This window comes from Pseudomonas sp. FYR_2 (assembly GCF_043106425.1).
In the GTDB taxonomy this organism is placed as follows: Bacteria; Pseudomonadota; Gammaproteobacteria; order Pseudomonadales; family Pseudomonadaceae; genus Aquipseudomonas; species Aquipseudomonas monteilii.
In genome coordinates, this window is sequence record NZ_JBICMM010000012.1 from 360,046 (window position 1) to 375,763 (window position 15,718).

Below are 15,718 nucleotides of genomic sequence, written 5' to 3' on the forward strand. Positions count from 1 at the left end.
TGTCGAGGTGAAGGCGTGGCTCAGCCGCGCAGCCAGTTGGCGCAGCGGCGGGTAACCCAAGGCATGATGTAGAACACCACGGGCAGGATGACGAACAGGTTGACGATGAGGTTGCCGGTGATCGGGCCGCCCAGCTGCGGGAAGCGTGCGAACAGCGGCGCCAGCAGTTGCGGAATGACCATGGTCATCGGGCAGATCACCAGGTAGGTCAGCAGCGCCTGCTTCCAGCGAGGCGGTTGTGAAACCGGGGTGCTCGAAGCGGTGTCGATCACCTGGTGTTGCAGGCATACGGTCACCACGTCGCGGTTGTCTTGGGTTGCGGTGTTCATCGGCGTTCCTTGGGATGAGCTTGCCCGCATCCACTGTGCAACGGTGAACGGGCGGAGGATTGGATGGGTGTGCTGCCCTTGGCGGGCACCGACTGCCGGTGCCCGGGGCGGTTTGGCTTACTTGCCAGCGTTGAAGGCGTTGTAGCTGGTCATCAGGTTGCGGTAGTCCGGGATGTGGTTGGAGCACAGCGCGGCCAGGCCTTCGATGTCGTTGCGCCAGTCGCGGTGCAGCTCACAGGCCACGCCGAACCAGGTCATCAGCTGGGCGCCGGCCTGGCTCATGCGGTCGTGGGCGGCGTCGCGGGTCATGGCGTTGAAGGTGCCGGAGGCATCGGTAACCACGAACACGTCAAACTCTTCTTCCAGGGCCGACAGGGCCGGGAAGGCTACGCACACTTCAGTCACCACGCCGGCGATGATCAGTTGCTTCTTGCCGGTGGCCTTCACGGCCTTGACGAAGTCTTCGTTGTCCCAGGCGTTGATCTGGCCTGGGCGGGCGATGTACGGGGCGTCCGGGAACAGGGCTTTCAGCTCGGGAACCAGCGGGCCGTTGGGGCCTTGTTCGAAGCTGGTGGTGAGGATGGTCGGCAGGTTGAAGAACTTGGCCAGGTCGGCCAGGGCCAGCACGTTGTTCTTGAATGCGTCCGGCTCGATGTCGCGGACCAGGGACAGCAGGCCAGCCTGGTGATCGACCAGCAGGACAGCGGCGTCGTCTTTGTTCAGGCGGTTGTATTTGAAGTTGTTCATGGGGTAGCTCCTAAGGGTTTTGATGTTCAGTAAGTGGGGTGTTTCGCGTTGATGGGAGAAGATTAAAACCATCACCTTTGGAGCGGTAGATAGCGGTTTTTGGCTTTAGCGTTCTGTTTTAAGAACGATAGATTGGTGTTGGATTTGCTGGTCTCTTCGCGGGCTCGCCCGCTCCCACAGGGATCGCACCAGATTCAAAACCAGCGCAGTACCTGTGGGAGCGGGCAAGCCCGCGAAGAGGCCGGTACAGGCTTTCATTGCTTGCCCGGCAAACCTGCTCTATTACTACCCACAGCCCTCCCTCACCCCCGAGACTTCCATGCTGGCGTTCATCCAGTCGTCCCCGTTGTTGCTCGGTACTGCCCTGCTCCTGCTCGACCTCGTGCTCTGGCAACTCATCCCTACCCAGCGCCGCGCCTGGCGCATCGGCACGCGCCTGGTGATCTTCCTGCTGTTCAGCTCGGTGCTGGTAGCCGCCGGCTTGAGCCCGCTGCAACCACCACCCTGGCCCGACGATGTCTCGCGCAACCTCATGGCCACGGTATTGGCCATTGGCTGGTGGCTGTTTGGCGCACGCACGGTCACGGTGGTGTTCGGCCTGCTGCTGGTCGCCCGTGGCAGCCATGGCGGGCGGTTGTTGCAGGATGTGCTGGGGGCATTGATCTTCCTGGCCGCCGTGGTGGCTGCCGCCGGCTATGTGATGCAGCTGCCGGTGAAAGGCCTGCTGGCAACTTCCGGGGTGATGGCCATCGTCATCGGCCTGGCGCTGCAGAGCACCTTGGCCGACGTGTTCAGCGGCATCGTGCTGAACACCACGCGGCCCTATCAGATTGGCGACTCGATCTCTATCGACGGCACCGAAGGCAAGGTGCTGGACATCGACTGGCGCGCCACGCGCCTGCTGACCGGCACCGGCAGCCTGGCGGTGATCCCCAACTCGGTGGCGGCCAAGGCCCGGCTGCTCAACCACAGCCGCCCGGCCGATGTGCATGGGGTATCGATCAGCGTGGTGGTGCCGGCCAAGGTGCGGCCCAAGCGGGTGTTCGATGCACTGGAAAAGGCCCTGCAGGGCGTCAGTGCCATTCTTGAGACCCCAAAGCCGAAAGTGACGGTGAAGGCCTCGACACTGGAATCCGTGGAGTACGAGGCCAGCGGTTTCGTGGCCGATGCAGGCGCCAAGGGCGACGCACGCAACCAGCTGTTCGACCTTGCGCACCGCCACCTGGAGGCCAGCGGCGTGATGTGGAACGTGGACCTGGCCCTGCCGCCGCGCAGCCGTCAGCGCGAGGTACTGGACGAGGTGCGGGTGTTCCGCTCGTTAAGCGATGAAGAGCGTGATGCGCTGAGCCAGCGCATGACGGCAGTGGAGTACCTGGCGGATCAGGTGATCCTGGGCGTTGGCGAGCATTCCGATCACCTGTTGGTGATTGGCAGCGGGGTCATCTCGGCATCGGTGCGCGATGGCGACAAGTTGGTCGAAGCAGGGCGCATGGGGCCGGGTGAGGTGCTGGGGATCGAGGGAATCATCGATGAAGAGGATTCGCTGGCCGAGTTCCGCACGCTGACCAGCTGCGTGCTGTACCGGATCGACAAGGAGCAGGTGAAGAGCTGTTTGCAGCAGCGTGGCGAGGTGCAGACGGCGCTGAGCAAGTTGCAGCGGTTCCGGCGCCAGAGCCGGGAGTCGTTGTTGCTGCAGAAGCCCGCGCTGATCAAGAAGGGCGGCTTCCTTAGCTGGTTGCACAAGTAAGCCTGTGCTGACCCTTTCGCGGGTAAACCCGCTCCTACATGTCCACCATTGCCCTCTCGGGCGGTGAAAGCCCTTGTAGGAGCGGGTTCACCCGCGAAGAGGCCATTACCTACAACACAACTCTCAAGCATTGCCCCGCGTGGTACAGCGAGAAGCCGGACTCGTAGAACGCCGTGCGCAGCGATGGCGCGCTCACGCCGCTCATCGGCGAGAACGGAATCGGCAGGCTATCCGCCTCCCCCTTCAGCAGGAACTCGGCAAACGCCCGGCCAATCACGGTGCCGGTGGTGTTACCACGCCCGTTGTACCCGGTCACCGCCACCAGCCCCGGCGCCGGCTCAAACAGGCGCATCAGGTGATCGGGGGTGAAATCGATGCAGCCCGTCCAGTGCATTTCCCACTCGACCTTGCCCAGCTCCGGGTAGTAGTGGCTCTGGATCCGGTCTGCCCAACTGCGGATGAACCACGACGGCTTGTTGTCGACCCGGCCCAGGCTGCCAAGCAGCAGACGGCCCTGGTCGTCGCGGCGGATGCTGCTGAGCACAGTGCGGGTGTCCCACGAGCCTTGACCATGCGGCAGCACCTTGTCGGCTGCTGCGCCCTGCAACGGCTTGGACGCCACCTGGTAGTAGTACCCACGGAAAAACTGCTTCTGCAGGTTGCTCCAGTCGCCTTCGGTGTAGGCACCGGTGGAAATCACCACCTTGTCGGCGCGCACCGAGCCACGTGCGGTCTTCACCCGCCAGGCATCGCCGTCACGCTCCAGGCCTTCGACCGAAGACTGCTGGAACAGCTTGCCGCCCAGACGCGCCACGGCAGCCGCCAGGCCCTGGGTGTAGCCCATGGGGTTGATGGTGCCGGCGCGGCGGTCGAGCAGCGCGGCGGAAATCTTGTTGGTACCGCAGTATTCCTGGCACTGGGCGCCGGTCAGCAGCTCCACGTCGGCACCGCGGCGGCGCCATTGTTCGTGGCGGGCCTCAAGGTCGGCGATGCCGGAGGCGTTGTGCGCCATGTGCAGCGTGCCTTTGTGCTGGGCCTGGCAGTCGATGCCCAGGCGCTCGATCATGGCGAACACTTCAGCCGGGGCTTCGCCGAGCACTGTGTTCAGGCGGCTGCCCTGCTTCTGGCCGAGGGTGGCCTCGACGTCGTCAGGGCGGATCCAGGTACCGGCGTTGACCAAGCCCACGTTGCGCCCGGAGCCGCCGTGGCCGACCTTCCAGGCCTCCAGCAGGATCACCGACTTGCCCTGTTCGAGCAGGTGGATGGCTGCAGACAGGCCGGTAATGCCGCCACCGATCACGCAAACATCGGCCTTGTGCTCACCGGCCAGGGCCTGGGCGGCTACGGTCGGTTTGCTGACGAATTCCCACAAGCATTCTTGACGCAGTTCGGACATGGCCCGGCTCCAGCAATTTGTTCTTGTTTGGGGCCGCGTTAGGGCCCATTCGCGGGCAAGCCCGCTCCCACAGGAGGTACACAGGTTTCGAACTCTGTGGGGACCTGTGGGAGCGGGCTTGCCCGCGAACCGGGGGCTGAGCCCCCGGCCATGCAGCATCAACCCATCAGTCGAACACAATACCCTGCGCCAGCGGCAGCTCGCGCGAGTAGTTCACGGTGTTGGTCTGACGACGCATGTAGCCTTTCCAGGCATCCGAACCCGACTCACGACCACCGCCGGTTTCCTTCTCGCCACCAAACGCACCGCCGATCTCGGCGCCGCTGGTGCCGATGTTGACGTTGGCGATGCCGCAGTCGCTGCCCGAGGCACTCTGGAAGCGCTCGGCCTCACGAATGTCGGTGGTGAAGATGCACGACGACAGGCCTTGTGGCACTTCGTTGTTCAGGCGCAGGGCCTCTTCGAAGTCGTCATAGGCCAGCACGTACAGGATCGGGGCGAAGGTTTCGTGGCGCACCACGTCGCTCTGCGCCGGCATTTCGGCAATGGCAGGCGACACGTAGTAGGCATTCGGGTACTGGTCGGCCAGCTGACGCTCGCCGCCAAACACCTGGCCGCCTTCGTCGCGGGCCTTGGCCAGCGCGCCTTGCATGGCATCGAACGACAGTTTGTCGATCAGCGGGCCGACCAGGTTGTCCTTGCGTGGGTCGCCGATGCGCACTTTGCCGTAGGCGGCTTTGACGCGGGCAACCACTTCGTCCTTGATCGAGCGGTGCACGATCAGGCGGCGCAGGGTGGTGCAACGCTGGCCAGCAGTACCCACAGCCGAGAACAGGATGCCGCGCACGGCCAGGTCCAGGTCGGCGCTCGGGGCCAGGATCATGGCGTTGTTGCCACCCAGTTCGAGGATGCTGCGGCCGAAACGGGCAGCAACACGTGGGCCCACTTCACGACCCATGCGGGTGCTGCCGGTGGCGCTGACCAGCGGCACGCGCGGGTCGTCGACCATGGCTTCGCCGGCTTCACGGCCGCCGATAACCAGTTGGGCCAGGCCAGCCGGGGCATCGCCGAAGGCTTTCAGGGCTTTTTCGAACAGAGCCTGGCAAGCCAGGGCGGTGAGCGGGGTTTTCTCAGAAGGCTTCCACACCACCGAGTTACCGGCCACCAGGGCCAGGGCGGTGTTCCAGGCCCAGACGGCAACCGGGAAGTTGAAGGCGCTGATCACGCCGACCACGCCCAGCGGGTGCCAGGTTTCACGCATGTGGTGGCCTGGGCGCTCGGAGGCGATGGTCAGGCCGTACAGCTGACGCGACAGGCCAACGGCGAAGTCGCAGATGTCGATCATTTCCTGTACTTCGCCCAGGCCTTCCTGGGTGATCTTGCCGGCTTCGATCGATACCAGCTCGCCCAGGTCAGCCTTGTGCTCACGCAGCACTTCGCCGAACAGGCGCACCAGTTCGCCACGGCGCGGGGCCGGCACGGTGCGCCAGGCTTCGAAGGCGCTTTGGGCCTGGTCGATGCGGGCGATGGTCTCGGCCTTGCCGAGCAGTTTCACCGAGGCGATCTGGCTGCCGTCGATCGGCGTGTGAACAGGGTAGTCGCCCTGGGTGTAAGCCTCGGCGGCAACGCCAAGGCGCTCGAGCAATCCAGCAACCATTTGTGCTTCTCCTACATCGGGTGATGGGGTGGAAAAATGATGTGGATCAGTATTAATCCGATCACATAAGTACAACAAACGACCTTTATTCCGCATATCATTCCGTCAGGTAATGATTTGAGCCGCAGAGACCGCTATGTCCAAACGCCTGGTGCCCTCCATGACCGCCCTGCAGTGCTTTGAAGCTGCAGCCCGCCATTTGAGCTTTACCCGTGCCGCCGAAGAGCTGCACCTGACCCAGAGTGCGGTCAGCAAGCAGGTGGCGCAGCTTGAAGACATGCTGCGCCACCACCTGTTCCTGCGCATTCGCCGGCGCCTGCAACTGACGCCGGCCGGCAGCCTGTACCTGGCCGAGGTCAACAAGATCCTCACCCAGGTGGACATGTCCAGCCGCTACGTACTCACCTACGGCGAGCAGACCGAGATATTGAAGGTAGCCACTCAACCGAGTTTTGGCGTGCGCTGGCTGATCCCGCACCTGAAGGGTTTTGGTAAGCGGCACAGCAATATTCACCTCGATATCCGCAACGAGATGGAGCCGTTTGCCCTGTTGCAGGGCTCGGCGGACGTGGTGTTTTTCTATGGCCAGGGTACTTGGCCGGGTGCCACCTGCGTGGAGCTGTTCCGCGAAGAGGTGGTGCCGGTGTGCGCGCCGGAGCTACTGGCCGGGCGCACGCTGGGCGATGCCGCAGAGCTGGCCGACCTGGTGCTGTTGCAGAGCACGTCGCGGCCGGAGGCGTGGCATGAGTGGTTCCTGGAGCAGGACCTGCAAAGCGTCAGCGCTTACCACGGGCCACGCTTCGATACGTTCTATATGGCCTTGAGCGCGGCGCAGGCCGGGTGCGGGGTGGCGCTGGTGCCACGTTACCTGGCAGCGAAGGAGCTGGCCGAGGGGAGTCTGGTGGTGCCTTGGAACCATGCGATGCGCAGTGCCGGAGCGCATTATCTGGCGTATGCCGAACATGCGGCGGAGGTGCCCAAGGTAAGGGCATTGGTGGAGTGGATTCACGAGCAGCTTCAGGCTTGAGGGCCTCTTCGCGGGCGAACCCGCGAAAGGCCTCTCAAGGTCGATCAAAAAAGGAATGACACACTCACTTTTTTTCGCTTGTGAGCCAAGTGCATTCCCAGCTTTCATGTAAGCGTCCGAACCCAACCAGGAAGCTAGCGATGCCCGCCCACGATTTCGTCAGCCCAGACAGCATTCGCGCGCAGTTCTCTGCCGCCATGTCGCTCATGTACAAACAGGAAGTGCCCCTGTACGGCACGCTGCTGGAGCTGGTGAGCGAAATCAACCAGCAGGTCATGGCCCAGCAGCCCAAGGTTGCCGAGGCCCTGCGCTGGACCGGGGAAATCGAGCGACTGGACCAGGAACGCCATGGCGCCATCCGCGTTGGCACCGCCGAAGAGCTGGCCACCATCGCCCGCCTGTTTGCCGTCATGGGTATGGAGCCGGTCGGCTACTACGACCTGAGCTCTGCTGGCGTGCCGGTGCACTCCACCGCCTTCCGCGCCGTGCATGAACAGTCGCTGCATGTCAGCCCGTTCCGTGTGTTCACTTCGCTGCTGCGCCTGGAGCTGATCGACAACCCGCAACTGCGCGAGCTGGCACAGGGCATCCTGGCCAAGCGCCAGATCTTCACCAGCCGCGCCCTCGAACTGATCGCCCAGAGCGAGCGCGATGGCGGGCTGAACGCCGCAGATGCCGGTGCGTTCGTGCAGGAAGCGTTGCACACCTTCCGCTGGCACCATGACGCCACCGTCACCGCCGAGCAGTACCAGCAGTTGCACGACCAGCACCGCCTGATCGCCGATGTGGTGGCCTTCAAGGGCCCGCACATCAACCACCTGACCCCACGGACCCTGGACATCGATGCGATCCAGGTCGGCATGCCGGCCAAAGGCATCCCGCCGAAGGCCGTGGTCGAAGGCCCGCCTACCCGTCGTCACCCGATCCTGCTGCGCCAGACCAGCTTCAAGGCCTTGCAGGAAAAGGTCGCATTCAGCGACCAGCAGGGCAGCGAAGGCAGCCACACCGCCCGTTTCGGCGAGATCGAACAACGCGGCGCGGCGCTGACGCCGAAGGGTCGCCAGCTGTACGACAAGCTGCTCGATGCCACCCGCGCGGCCCTGGGTGGCGCACCGGCCGAGGCCAATGCCGAGCGCTACATGGCGCTACTGAAAGACACCTTTGCCGAGTTCCCGGACGACCTGGCGCAGATGCGTGAACAGGGCCTGGCATACTTCCGCTACTTCGCGACCGAGAAAGGCCTGGCTGCGCGTGACCAGGAAGGCCGCCCGACCACCCTGCAAGGGCTGATCGACGCAGGCCATGTGCACTTCGAGGCGCTGGTGTACGAGGACTTCCTGCCGGTGAGCGCGGCGGGCATCTTCCAGTCCAACCTGGGCGACGATGCGCAGGCCGAATATGGCAGCAATGCCAACCGCGATGCCTTTGAGGCGGCGTTGGGGTTGCAGGTGCAGGATGAGCTGGCGCTGTATGCGCAAAGTGAACGCCGGTCGTTGCAGGCCTGTGCTCAGGCACTGAACCTGGGCTCTATGTAAGGCATTGCGGCCTCTTCGCGGGTAAACCCGCGAAGAGGCCGGTACATGTGATCAGAGGGACGGCAGGATTTCCACATCCGGCAAATCCATCGCCGCCACCTCGTCTGCCAGAAAATCACTCAACCGCCGCAACCGCTCGCCACCCGGCCGGGTACGTGGCCATACCAAGTAGTAGTCCATCCCGCTGGGCACTGCTGTCGGCCAGGGCAGGCTCAACCGCCCCTGCGCCACATCTTCGGCCACCATCAGCAAATCGCCCATGGAAATCCCGTAGCCACGCGCAGCGGCGATCATGCCCAGTTCCAGGGTGTCAAACACCTGCCCGCCCTTGAGCGAAACCTTGTCGCTCAACCCCATGCGCTCCAGCCACTCCCGCCAGTCGCGCTTGTCCACCGTGGGGTGCAGCAGCTCGATAGAGGCCAGCTGGTGCTCGTCCCAAGGTCCTTTTTCCAGCAGATCTGGCTCCCCCACCGGTATCAGCAACTCCGGGAACAGCTTGCGCACTTCCCAGTCCGGCGGGAACACTCCGTCGCTGAGCAACACCGCGCAATCGAACGGCTCCTGGTTGAAGTCCACATGGTCAACGTCCATCCAGGCACTGGTCAGCTGTACTTCATTGCCTGGCTGCAGGTGACGGAAACGGCTCAAACACGCCAGCAACCAGCGCATGGTCAGGGTCGAGGGGGCCTTCATGCGCAGGATGTCGTCTTCACCGCGCAAGGTATCGCAGGCCCGCTCCAGCGCCGCGAAGCCTTCGCGAACGCCTGGCAGCAATACCCGTGCGGCCTCGGTCAGTTGCAGGTTGCGGCCACTGCGCACGAACAGGCGGCAGGCGAAGTGATCCTCCAGCGTGCGGATATGCCGGCTGACCGCGCTCTGAGTGATCGACAGTTCCTCACCGGCACGGGTGAAGGAACTTAGCCGTGCGGCGGCTTCAAATGCGCGAAGGGCATACAACGGAGGAAGCTGACGAGACATGAGGCACCTGCCATACGGGGCTGTGGAGCGGATCACCAAGAAGCATATATACATGAGTCAGACTCATGCCAATGATCGCTTTTATCCTTTTGTGCAAAGTTGACCAAAGCCTCAGAATCGCCCTTCGTTCATCACCTCAGGAAGAAGGACAGCCCTCATGCACGTCGCGCCCACCACAGAACTCAAGGCTTTGCTGCGCCTGGCCGGGCCGCTGATTGCCTCGCAGTTGGCGCACATGCTCATGGTGCTGACCGACACCCTGATGATGGCCCGCATCAGCCCGCAGGCCCTGGCCGGTGGCGGTCTGGGTGCAGCCAGCTACTCGTTCGTGTCGATCTTCTGCCTGGGTGTGATCGCCGCAGTCGGCACCCTGGTGGCGATTCGCAAGGGCGCCAACGATATCGAAGGCGCGACCCGGCTGGCGCAGAGCGGCCTGTGGCTGGCCTGGGGCCTGGCGCTGTTCGCCGCGCTGGTGCTGTGGAACCTGGAGCCGGTGCTGCTACTGTTCGGGCAAAAGCCCGAGAACGTGGCCTCGGCGGCCGAATTCCTCACGCTGCTGCCACTGGCCCTGCCCGGCTACCTGACGTTCATGGCGTTGCGCGGTTTCACCAGTGCGCTGGGGCGCTCGACCCCGGTGATGGTCATCAGCCTGATCGGCACGGTGCTGAACTACCTGTTCAACGTGGCGCTGATCGAGGGCATGTTCGGCCTGCCCAAGCTGGGCCTGATGGGCATCGGCCTGGTCACCGCAGTGGTGTCGATGGGTATGGCTATCGCGCTGGCGCTGTATATCCGCTGGCACTCGGCCTATGCCGCCTACCCACTGCGCAAGGGCCTGTCGCGCCCGTCGCTGCCAGCACTGCGCGAGCTGTGGCGGCTGGGGCTGCCAATTGGCGGTACCTACATGGTGGAAGTGGGCCTGTTCGCCTTCGCCGCGCTGTGCATGGGCGTGCTGGGCAGTACCGAGCTGGCCGCGCACCAGATCGCCCTGCAGATCGTGTCCACGGCGTTCATGGTGCCGACGGGGCTGTCGTATGCAGTGACCATGCGGGTGGGCTTGTATTACGGCGCTGGCAACCTGCTGGCGGCGCGCAGCGCCGGGCGCGTGGGCATTGGCTTCGGGGCCATGATCATGTTTGCCTTCGCCGCGCTGTTCCTGCTGCTGCCCGAGGCGCTGGTGGGGCTGTTTATCGACCGTAACGACCCGGCTTTTGCTGCGATCTTCCAGGTGGCCGTGCAGTTGCTGATGGTGGCGGCGTGGTTCGAGCTGTTCGATGGCATGCAGACGATTGCCATGGGCTCGATCCGCGGGCTGAAGGATGCCAAGACCACCTTCCTGATTGGGCTGGTGTGCTACTGGCTGGTGGGGGCGCCGAGTGCGTGGCTGTTCACCTTTACCTTGGGCGGTGGTGCGGTGGGAATCTGGTGGGGCTTGGCGCTGGGGCTGGCGTGTGCGGCGGTGGCGCTGACGTTTGGCTTTGAGTGGCGGATGAAGCGGTTGCTTGTGAAGGCTGAGGTGCGTGCAGGGGCTGCTGCTTCGGCCTGACGTCAGGGCCTCTTCGCGGGCACGCCCGCTCCCACAGGATTGCGCGGCCCCTGTGGGAGCGGGCGTGCCCTCGAAAGGGCCCTAACGCACAGCATCCAGCTGACGGCCAGGCACCTTCAGCAGAAAATCGATCAACTCCCCCACCGGCAGCGGCTTGCTGACCAAGAAGCCCTGCACCTGGTCACAGCCAAACCCACGCAACAATGCCAGCTGCTCTTGACTCTCCACCCCCTCGGCGACCACTTCGAGGTTGAGGTTGTGCGCCAGGTTGATCATGGCATGCACCAGCTTGCGGTTTTCCTCGCGCATTTCCATTTCGGCCACAAAGCTGCGGTCTACCTTGAGCAAGGTGATCGGCAAGCTGTTGAGGTGCACGAACGAAGAAAACCCGGTACCGAAATCGTCCAGGGAGAAACGCACACCCAGGCGGCCAAGGGCGTCCATGGTCTGGCGCACCAGCTCGTTGCGGCGCATGACTGCCGTTTCGGTCAGTTCGAACTCCAGCCAGCGGGCATCGACACCGTGCTCGAGGATCAGGCGGCTCAAGGTGGCCAGCAGCTGGCTGTCCTGGAACTGGCGGAAGCTCAGGTTGACTGCCATGTGCAGCGGCTCCAGGCCGCGCTCGCACAGCACCTGCATGTCACGCAGGGCACGGGAGATGACCCAGTAACCCAGCGGCACGATCAGGCCACTTTGCTCGGCCAACGGCACGAACTCGCTGGGCGGCAGCAGCCCGCGCTCGGCATGGCGCCAGCGCACCAGCGCTTCCAGGCCGACAATTCGGCCATCGGCCAGGTCTAGCCTCGGCTGATAGTGCAGCTCCAACTCATCACGGCGCAGGGCGCGGCGCAGCTCGCTTTCCAGGTCGGCCAGGCTACGGGCGTTGCGGTTGATGCGCTCGTTGAACACATGGAAGGTGCAGCCTTGGCTGCCCTTGGCCTGGCGCATGGCGATGTGGGCGTGCCACATCAAAGGGTCGGCCCCCGCTTGGGCGCGGGCATGGGCCAGGCCCAGGCTGCAGCCCAGCAGCAGGCTTTCGCCGTCGATGAAGTAGGGTTCGGCCAAGGCTTCGACGATACGTTCGGCAATCCATTCGGCGCGGTTGGCGTCGCGGCGGGTGTCGATCAGCAGGGCAAACTCGTCGCTGCCCAGGCGGGCCAGCTGGTCACCCGCCTCCAGCTGGTTTTGCAACCGCGCCACCACCTGCAGGATCAGCCGGTCGCCGCTCTGGTGGCCGAGGGCATCGTTGACGTGGCGGAAGTTGTCCAGGTCCAGGTGGCCCAAGGCAACGCCACGGCCTTCGTTTTCGGCCAGGCGCGCAGTCAGCAAGGCCTGGAAGCCTTGGCGGTTGGCGATGCCGGTCAGGGGGTCCTGCTCAGCCAGGCGCTGCAAGGTGGCCACCAGCACACCACGCTCACGGACATGACGCAGCGAGCGGCGCAAAGTATCGGCATTGAGCTGGCCGCGTACCAGCCAGTCGCTGACGGCCGTGGGCGCCACCTCGGGCTCGTGGTCGAGCAGCAGGATGGTCGGCAGGTCGCAGCGCCCGGGCACGGGCTGCTGAGCCGGGGTTGCCAGCACCACAGCCTGGCGATCATTGCTGAACAGGCTGTCGACGGACTCCCAGTTCGGGGCGGTGAGCAGCACGGCGCTGCCGCTCAGGGCAGGCATGCAAGCGTGCAACAAGGCGGCCCATTCCGGCTCATCAGCCAACAGCAGCAAACGCAAAGGTTCGACAGGCGTGGACAAGCGGACTCCTTAGGGCTTCACGGTGCAACGATAACTGGCGGGTATGCTACTGCATTTAATGAAAATGATTTTCACTTTTATACATGTTTTTTTACGAGCGTAGCATCCCGACGTATTTTGTCGTGCATCCTGCTCGAAACGAGCCGTACCGGCAAATATGATTTTTTCAGGTACTAGGATTAGTCCCGCTAATAGTAGGCCGGACAAAAGTCTGACTCAGACGTCAGACGGTCGCGCCATAACGGCCCCATGCCTGTTAGAATGCGCGGCTATTTTCTGGCGACCCCCGGTTTCTAGCATGTCCCGACTCAATCCCCGGCAGCAGGAAGCCCGTGACTACGTCGGCGGCCCTCTTTTGGTGCTCGCCGGTGCAGGTTCGGGCAAGACCAGCGTGATCACGCGCAAGATTGCCCACCTGATCCAGAACTGCGGCATCCGTGCCCAGTACATCGTGGCGATGACCTTTACCAACAAGGCCGCGCGCGAGATGAAGGAACGTGTCGGCACCTTGCTGCGTCCGGGGGAAGGCCGCGGCCTTACGGTGTGTACCTTCCACAACCTGGGCCTGAACATCATCCGCAAGGAGCACGAGCGACTGGGCTACAAGCCGGGCTTCTCGATCTTCGACGAGTCCGACATCAAGGCGTTGCTGTCGGACATCATGCAGAAGGAATACTCCGGCGACGACGGCATCGACGAGATCAAGAACATGATCGGTGCCTGGAAAAACGACCTGATCCTGCCACCCGAGGCCCTGGAAAAGGCGCGCAACCCGCGCGAGCAGACCGCCGCCATCGTCTACACCCACTACCAGCGCACGCTCAAGGCGTTCAACGCGGTGGACTTCGACGACCTGATCCTGCAACCGGTCAAGCTGTTCCAGGAGCATCCTGAGGTGCTGGAGCGCTGGCAGAACCGCGTGCGCTACCTACTGGTGGACGAATACCAGGACACCAACGCCAGCCAGTACCTGCTGGTGAAGATGCTGATCGGCATGCGCAACCAGTTCACCGTGGTGGGCGACGACGACCAGTCGATCTACGCCTGGCGCGGTGCCCGCCCCGAGAACCTGATGCTGCTCAAGGAGGACTACCCCTCCCTGAAGATCGTCATGCTGGAGCAGAACTACCGCTCCACCAGCCGCATCCTGCGCTGCGCCAACGTGCTGATCGCCAACAACCCACATGCGTTCGAGAAGCAACTGTGGAGCGAGATGGGCGTAGGCGACGAGATTCGCGTCATCCGCTGCAAGAACGAGGAAGCCGAGGCCGAGCGCGTGGCCATGGAAATCCTCACCTTGCACCTGCGCACCAACCGCCCGTACAGCGACTTTGCCATCCTTTACCGTGGCAACTACCAGGCCAAGCTGATCGAGCTGAAGCTGCAGCACCACCAGGTGCCGTATCGCCTGTCGGGCGGCAACAGCTTCTTCGGTCGCCAGGAGGTCAAGGACCTGATGGCGTACCTGCGCCTGCTGGTGAACCCGGACGATGACAACGCCTACCTGCGCGTCATCAACGTGCCACGGCGCGAAATCGGTTCCACCACCCTGGAAAAGCTCGGCAACTATTCCACCGAGCGCGGCATTTCCATGTACGCCGCCAGCGAGGAGCTGGGCCTAGGCGAGCACCTGGATGCCCGCTACACCGAGCGCTTGCAGCGCTTCAAGCATTGGCTGGACGGGGTGCGCCAAAAGGTTGCCCTGGAAGACCCGATTGCCGCGCTGCACGAGATGATCCGCGACATCGACTACGAGAACTGGATCCGCCAGCAGACCGCCAGTGACAAGGCTGCCGAGTTCCGCATCAGCAACGTCTGGTTCCTGGTCGACGCGCTGAAGAACACCCTCGAGAAGGATGAAGAGGGTGACATGACCATCGAGGACGCCATCGGCAAGCTGGTGCTGCGCGACATGCTCGAGCGCCAGCAGGAAGAGGAAGAGAACGCCGAAGGTGTGCAGATGATGACCCTGCACGCCTCCAAGGGCCTGGAGTTCCCCTACGTGTTCATCATGGGCATGGAAGAGGAAATCCTCCCGCACCGCTCCAGCATCGAGGCTGACACCATCGAAGAGGAACGCCGCCTGGCCTACGTGGGCATCACCCGCGCACGTCAGACCCTGGCCTTCACCTTCGCTGCCAAGCGCAAGCAGTACGGTGAAATCATCGACTGCACGCCCAGCCGGTTCCTCGACGAACTGCCACCGGACGACCTGGCCTGGGAGGGCCTGGACGATGCACCGGTCGAGGTGAAAGCCGCACGCGGCAACAACGCCTTGGCCGATATCCGGGCAATGCTCAAACGCTGATCAACCATTACTCTTTAATTCTGCCGCTTTTAGCGGCCACCTTTGTTACATCGAGGAATACCACAGTGGAAGCACTGCATCAGAAGATTCGCGAAGAAGGCATCGTGCTTTCCGATCAGGTTCTCAAAGTCGACGCGTTTCTCAACCACCAGATCGACCCTGCGCTGATGCAGCTGATCGGTGACGAGTTCGCCCGCCTGTTCGCTGACGCGGGCGTGACCAAGATCGTCACCATCGAAGCCTCGGGCATTGCCCCGGCGGTGATGACGGGCCTAAAGCTGGGCGTGCCGGTGATTTTTGCCCGCAAGCACCAGTCGCTGACCCTGACCGAGAACCTGCTGACCGCCTCGGTGTATTCCTTCACCAAGCAGACCGAAAACACCGTGGCCATCTCGCCGCGCCACCTCAACAGCAGCGACCGCGTGCTGGTGATCGACGACTTCCTGGCCAACGGCAAGGCGTCGCAGGCGCTGATCTCGATCATCAAGCAAGCCGGCGCCACCGTGGCTGGCCTGGGTATCGTGATCGAGAAGTCGTTCCAGGGCGGCCGTGCCGAGCTGGACAGCCAGGGCTACCGCGTTGAATCGCTGGCCCGGGTGAAGTCGCTGGAAGGCGGAGTGGTGTCCTTCATCGAGTAAGGCCGCAACGCGATCCCTGTGGGAGCGGGTTCACCCGCGAATGCGATGGTGCGCTCACTCA

The 15,718-nt window shown here is 63.5% G+C and carries 12 protein-coding genes; 6 read left to right on the plus strand and 6 right to left on the minus strand.

Going from position 1 to position 15,718, the window contains the following annotated elements; all coding sequences use genetic code 11:
* Nucleotides 1-20: 20 nt before the first annotated feature.
* Both ACF8R4_RS03545 and ycaC read right to left on the minus strand, forming a co-directional pair.
* Nucleotides 21-329, minus strand: a complete 309-nt coding sequence (locus tag ACF8R4_RS03545) for a hypothetical protein (RefSeq protein ID WP_060498183.1) — start codon at nucleotides 327-329, stop codon at nucleotides 21-23.
* A gap of 117 nt (nucleotides 330-446) precedes the next feature.
* Entirely contained in the window at nucleotides 447-1,076 is a 630-nt protein-coding gene (ycaC, locus tag ACF8R4_RS03550) for an isochorismate family cysteine hydrolase YcaC (protein ID WP_060498184.1), read from the minus strand.
* Between the two features lie 319 nt (nucleotides 1,077-1,395).
* On the opposite strand from ycaC, the gene ACF8R4_RS03555 reads away from it, so the two are divergent.
* Nucleotides 1,396-2,823, plus strand: coding sequence for a mechanosensitive ion channel family protein (locus ACF8R4_RS03555; protein WP_060498185.1), 1,428 nt, complete (start codon nucleotides 1,396-1,398; stop codon nucleotides 2,821-2,823).
* A gap of 109 nt (nucleotides 2,824-2,932) precedes the next feature.
* Here the strand turns inward: ACF8R4_RS03555 and ACF8R4_RS03560 are convergent, their stop codons facing one another.
* Both ACF8R4_RS03560 and ACF8R4_RS03565 read right to left on the minus strand, forming a co-directional pair.
* Complete coding sequence (locus ACF8R4_RS03560; protein ID WP_156866871.1) at nucleotides 2,933-4,219, minus strand: FAD-binding oxidoreductase; 1,287 nt, start codon at nucleotides 4,217-4,219, stop codon at nucleotides 2,933-2,935.
* A 166-nt stretch (nucleotides 4,220-4,385) separates the two neighbouring features.
* The gene (locus ACF8R4_RS03565) at nucleotides 4,386-5,876 is read right to left on the minus strand and encodes an aldehyde dehydrogenase family protein (RefSeq protein WP_016712672.1); all 1,491 of its coding nucleotides are present in this window, start codon (nucleotides 5,874-5,876) and stop codon (nucleotides 4,386-4,388) included.
* 136 nt (nucleotides 5,877-6,012) lie between these two features.
* Between ACF8R4_RS03565 and ACF8R4_RS03570 the strand changes: the two genes are divergently transcribed.
* Together ACF8R4_RS03570 and ACF8R4_RS03575 are read left to right on the plus strand one after the other, a co-directional pair.
* A complete protein-coding gene (locus ACF8R4_RS03570) occupies nucleotides 6,013-6,903 on the plus strand; it encodes a LysR family transcriptional regulator (protein WP_060498187.1) in 891 nt (296 codons plus the stop codon).
* A 140-nt stretch (nucleotides 6,904-7,043) separates the two neighbouring features.
* On the plus strand, nucleotides 7,044-8,438 hold the full coding sequence (locus ACF8R4_RS03575; RefSeq protein ID WP_060498188.1) for a VOC family protein: 1,395 nt from the start codon (nucleotides 7,044-7,046) through the stop codon (nucleotides 8,436-8,438).
* A gap of 51 nt (nucleotides 8,439-8,489) precedes the next feature.
* Here ACF8R4_RS03575 and ACF8R4_RS03580 read toward each other — a convergent pair whose 3' ends face one another.
* On the minus strand, nucleotides 8,490-9,416 hold the full coding sequence (locus ACF8R4_RS03580; RefSeq protein WP_060498189.1) for a LysR substrate-binding domain-containing protein: 927 nt from the start codon (nucleotides 9,414-9,416) through the stop codon (nucleotides 8,490-8,492).
* A gap of 157 nt (nucleotides 9,417-9,573) precedes the next feature.
* On the opposite strand from ACF8R4_RS03580, the gene ACF8R4_RS03585 reads away from it, so the two are divergent.
* Nucleotides 9,574-10,962 (plus strand): NorM family multidrug efflux MATE transporter, encoded by a 1,389-nt coding sequence (locus ACF8R4_RS03585; protein ID WP_060498190.1) that lies wholly within the window; start codon nucleotides 9,574-9,576, stop codon nucleotides 10,960-10,962.
* 81 nt (nucleotides 10,963-11,043) lie between these two features.
* On the opposite strand, the gene ACF8R4_RS03590 is transcribed toward ACF8R4_RS03585, so the two are convergent.
* Nucleotides 11,044-12,711 carry a bifunctional diguanylate cyclase/phosphodiesterase gene (locus tag ACF8R4_RS03590; RefSeq protein ID WP_060498191.1) on the minus strand — a complete coding sequence of 556 codons (1,668 nt, stop codon included), beginning with the start codon at nucleotides 12,709-12,711 and terminating at the stop codon, nucleotides 11,044-11,046.
* A gap of 298 nt (nucleotides 12,712-13,009) precedes the next feature.
* On the opposite strand from ACF8R4_RS03590, the gene rep reads away from it, so the two are divergent.
* Both rep and ACF8R4_RS03600 read left to right on the plus strand, forming a co-directional pair.
* Nucleotides 13,010-15,019: a DNA helicase Rep gene (gene rep / locus ACF8R4_RS03595; RefSeq protein WP_060498192.1), complete on the plus strand. Its 2,010-nt coding sequence runs from the start codon at nucleotides 13,010-13,012 to the stop codon at nucleotides 15,017-15,019.
* Between the two features lie 65 nt (nucleotides 15,020-15,084).
* Nucleotides 15,085-15,657 carry a xanthine phosphoribosyltransferase gene (locus tag ACF8R4_RS03600; RefSeq protein WP_003253535.1) on the plus strand — a complete coding sequence of 191 codons (573 nt, stop codon included), beginning with the start codon at nucleotides 15,085-15,087 and terminating at the stop codon, nucleotides 15,655-15,657.
* The last annotated feature ends 61 nt before the right edge of the window (nucleotides 15,658-15,718 follow it).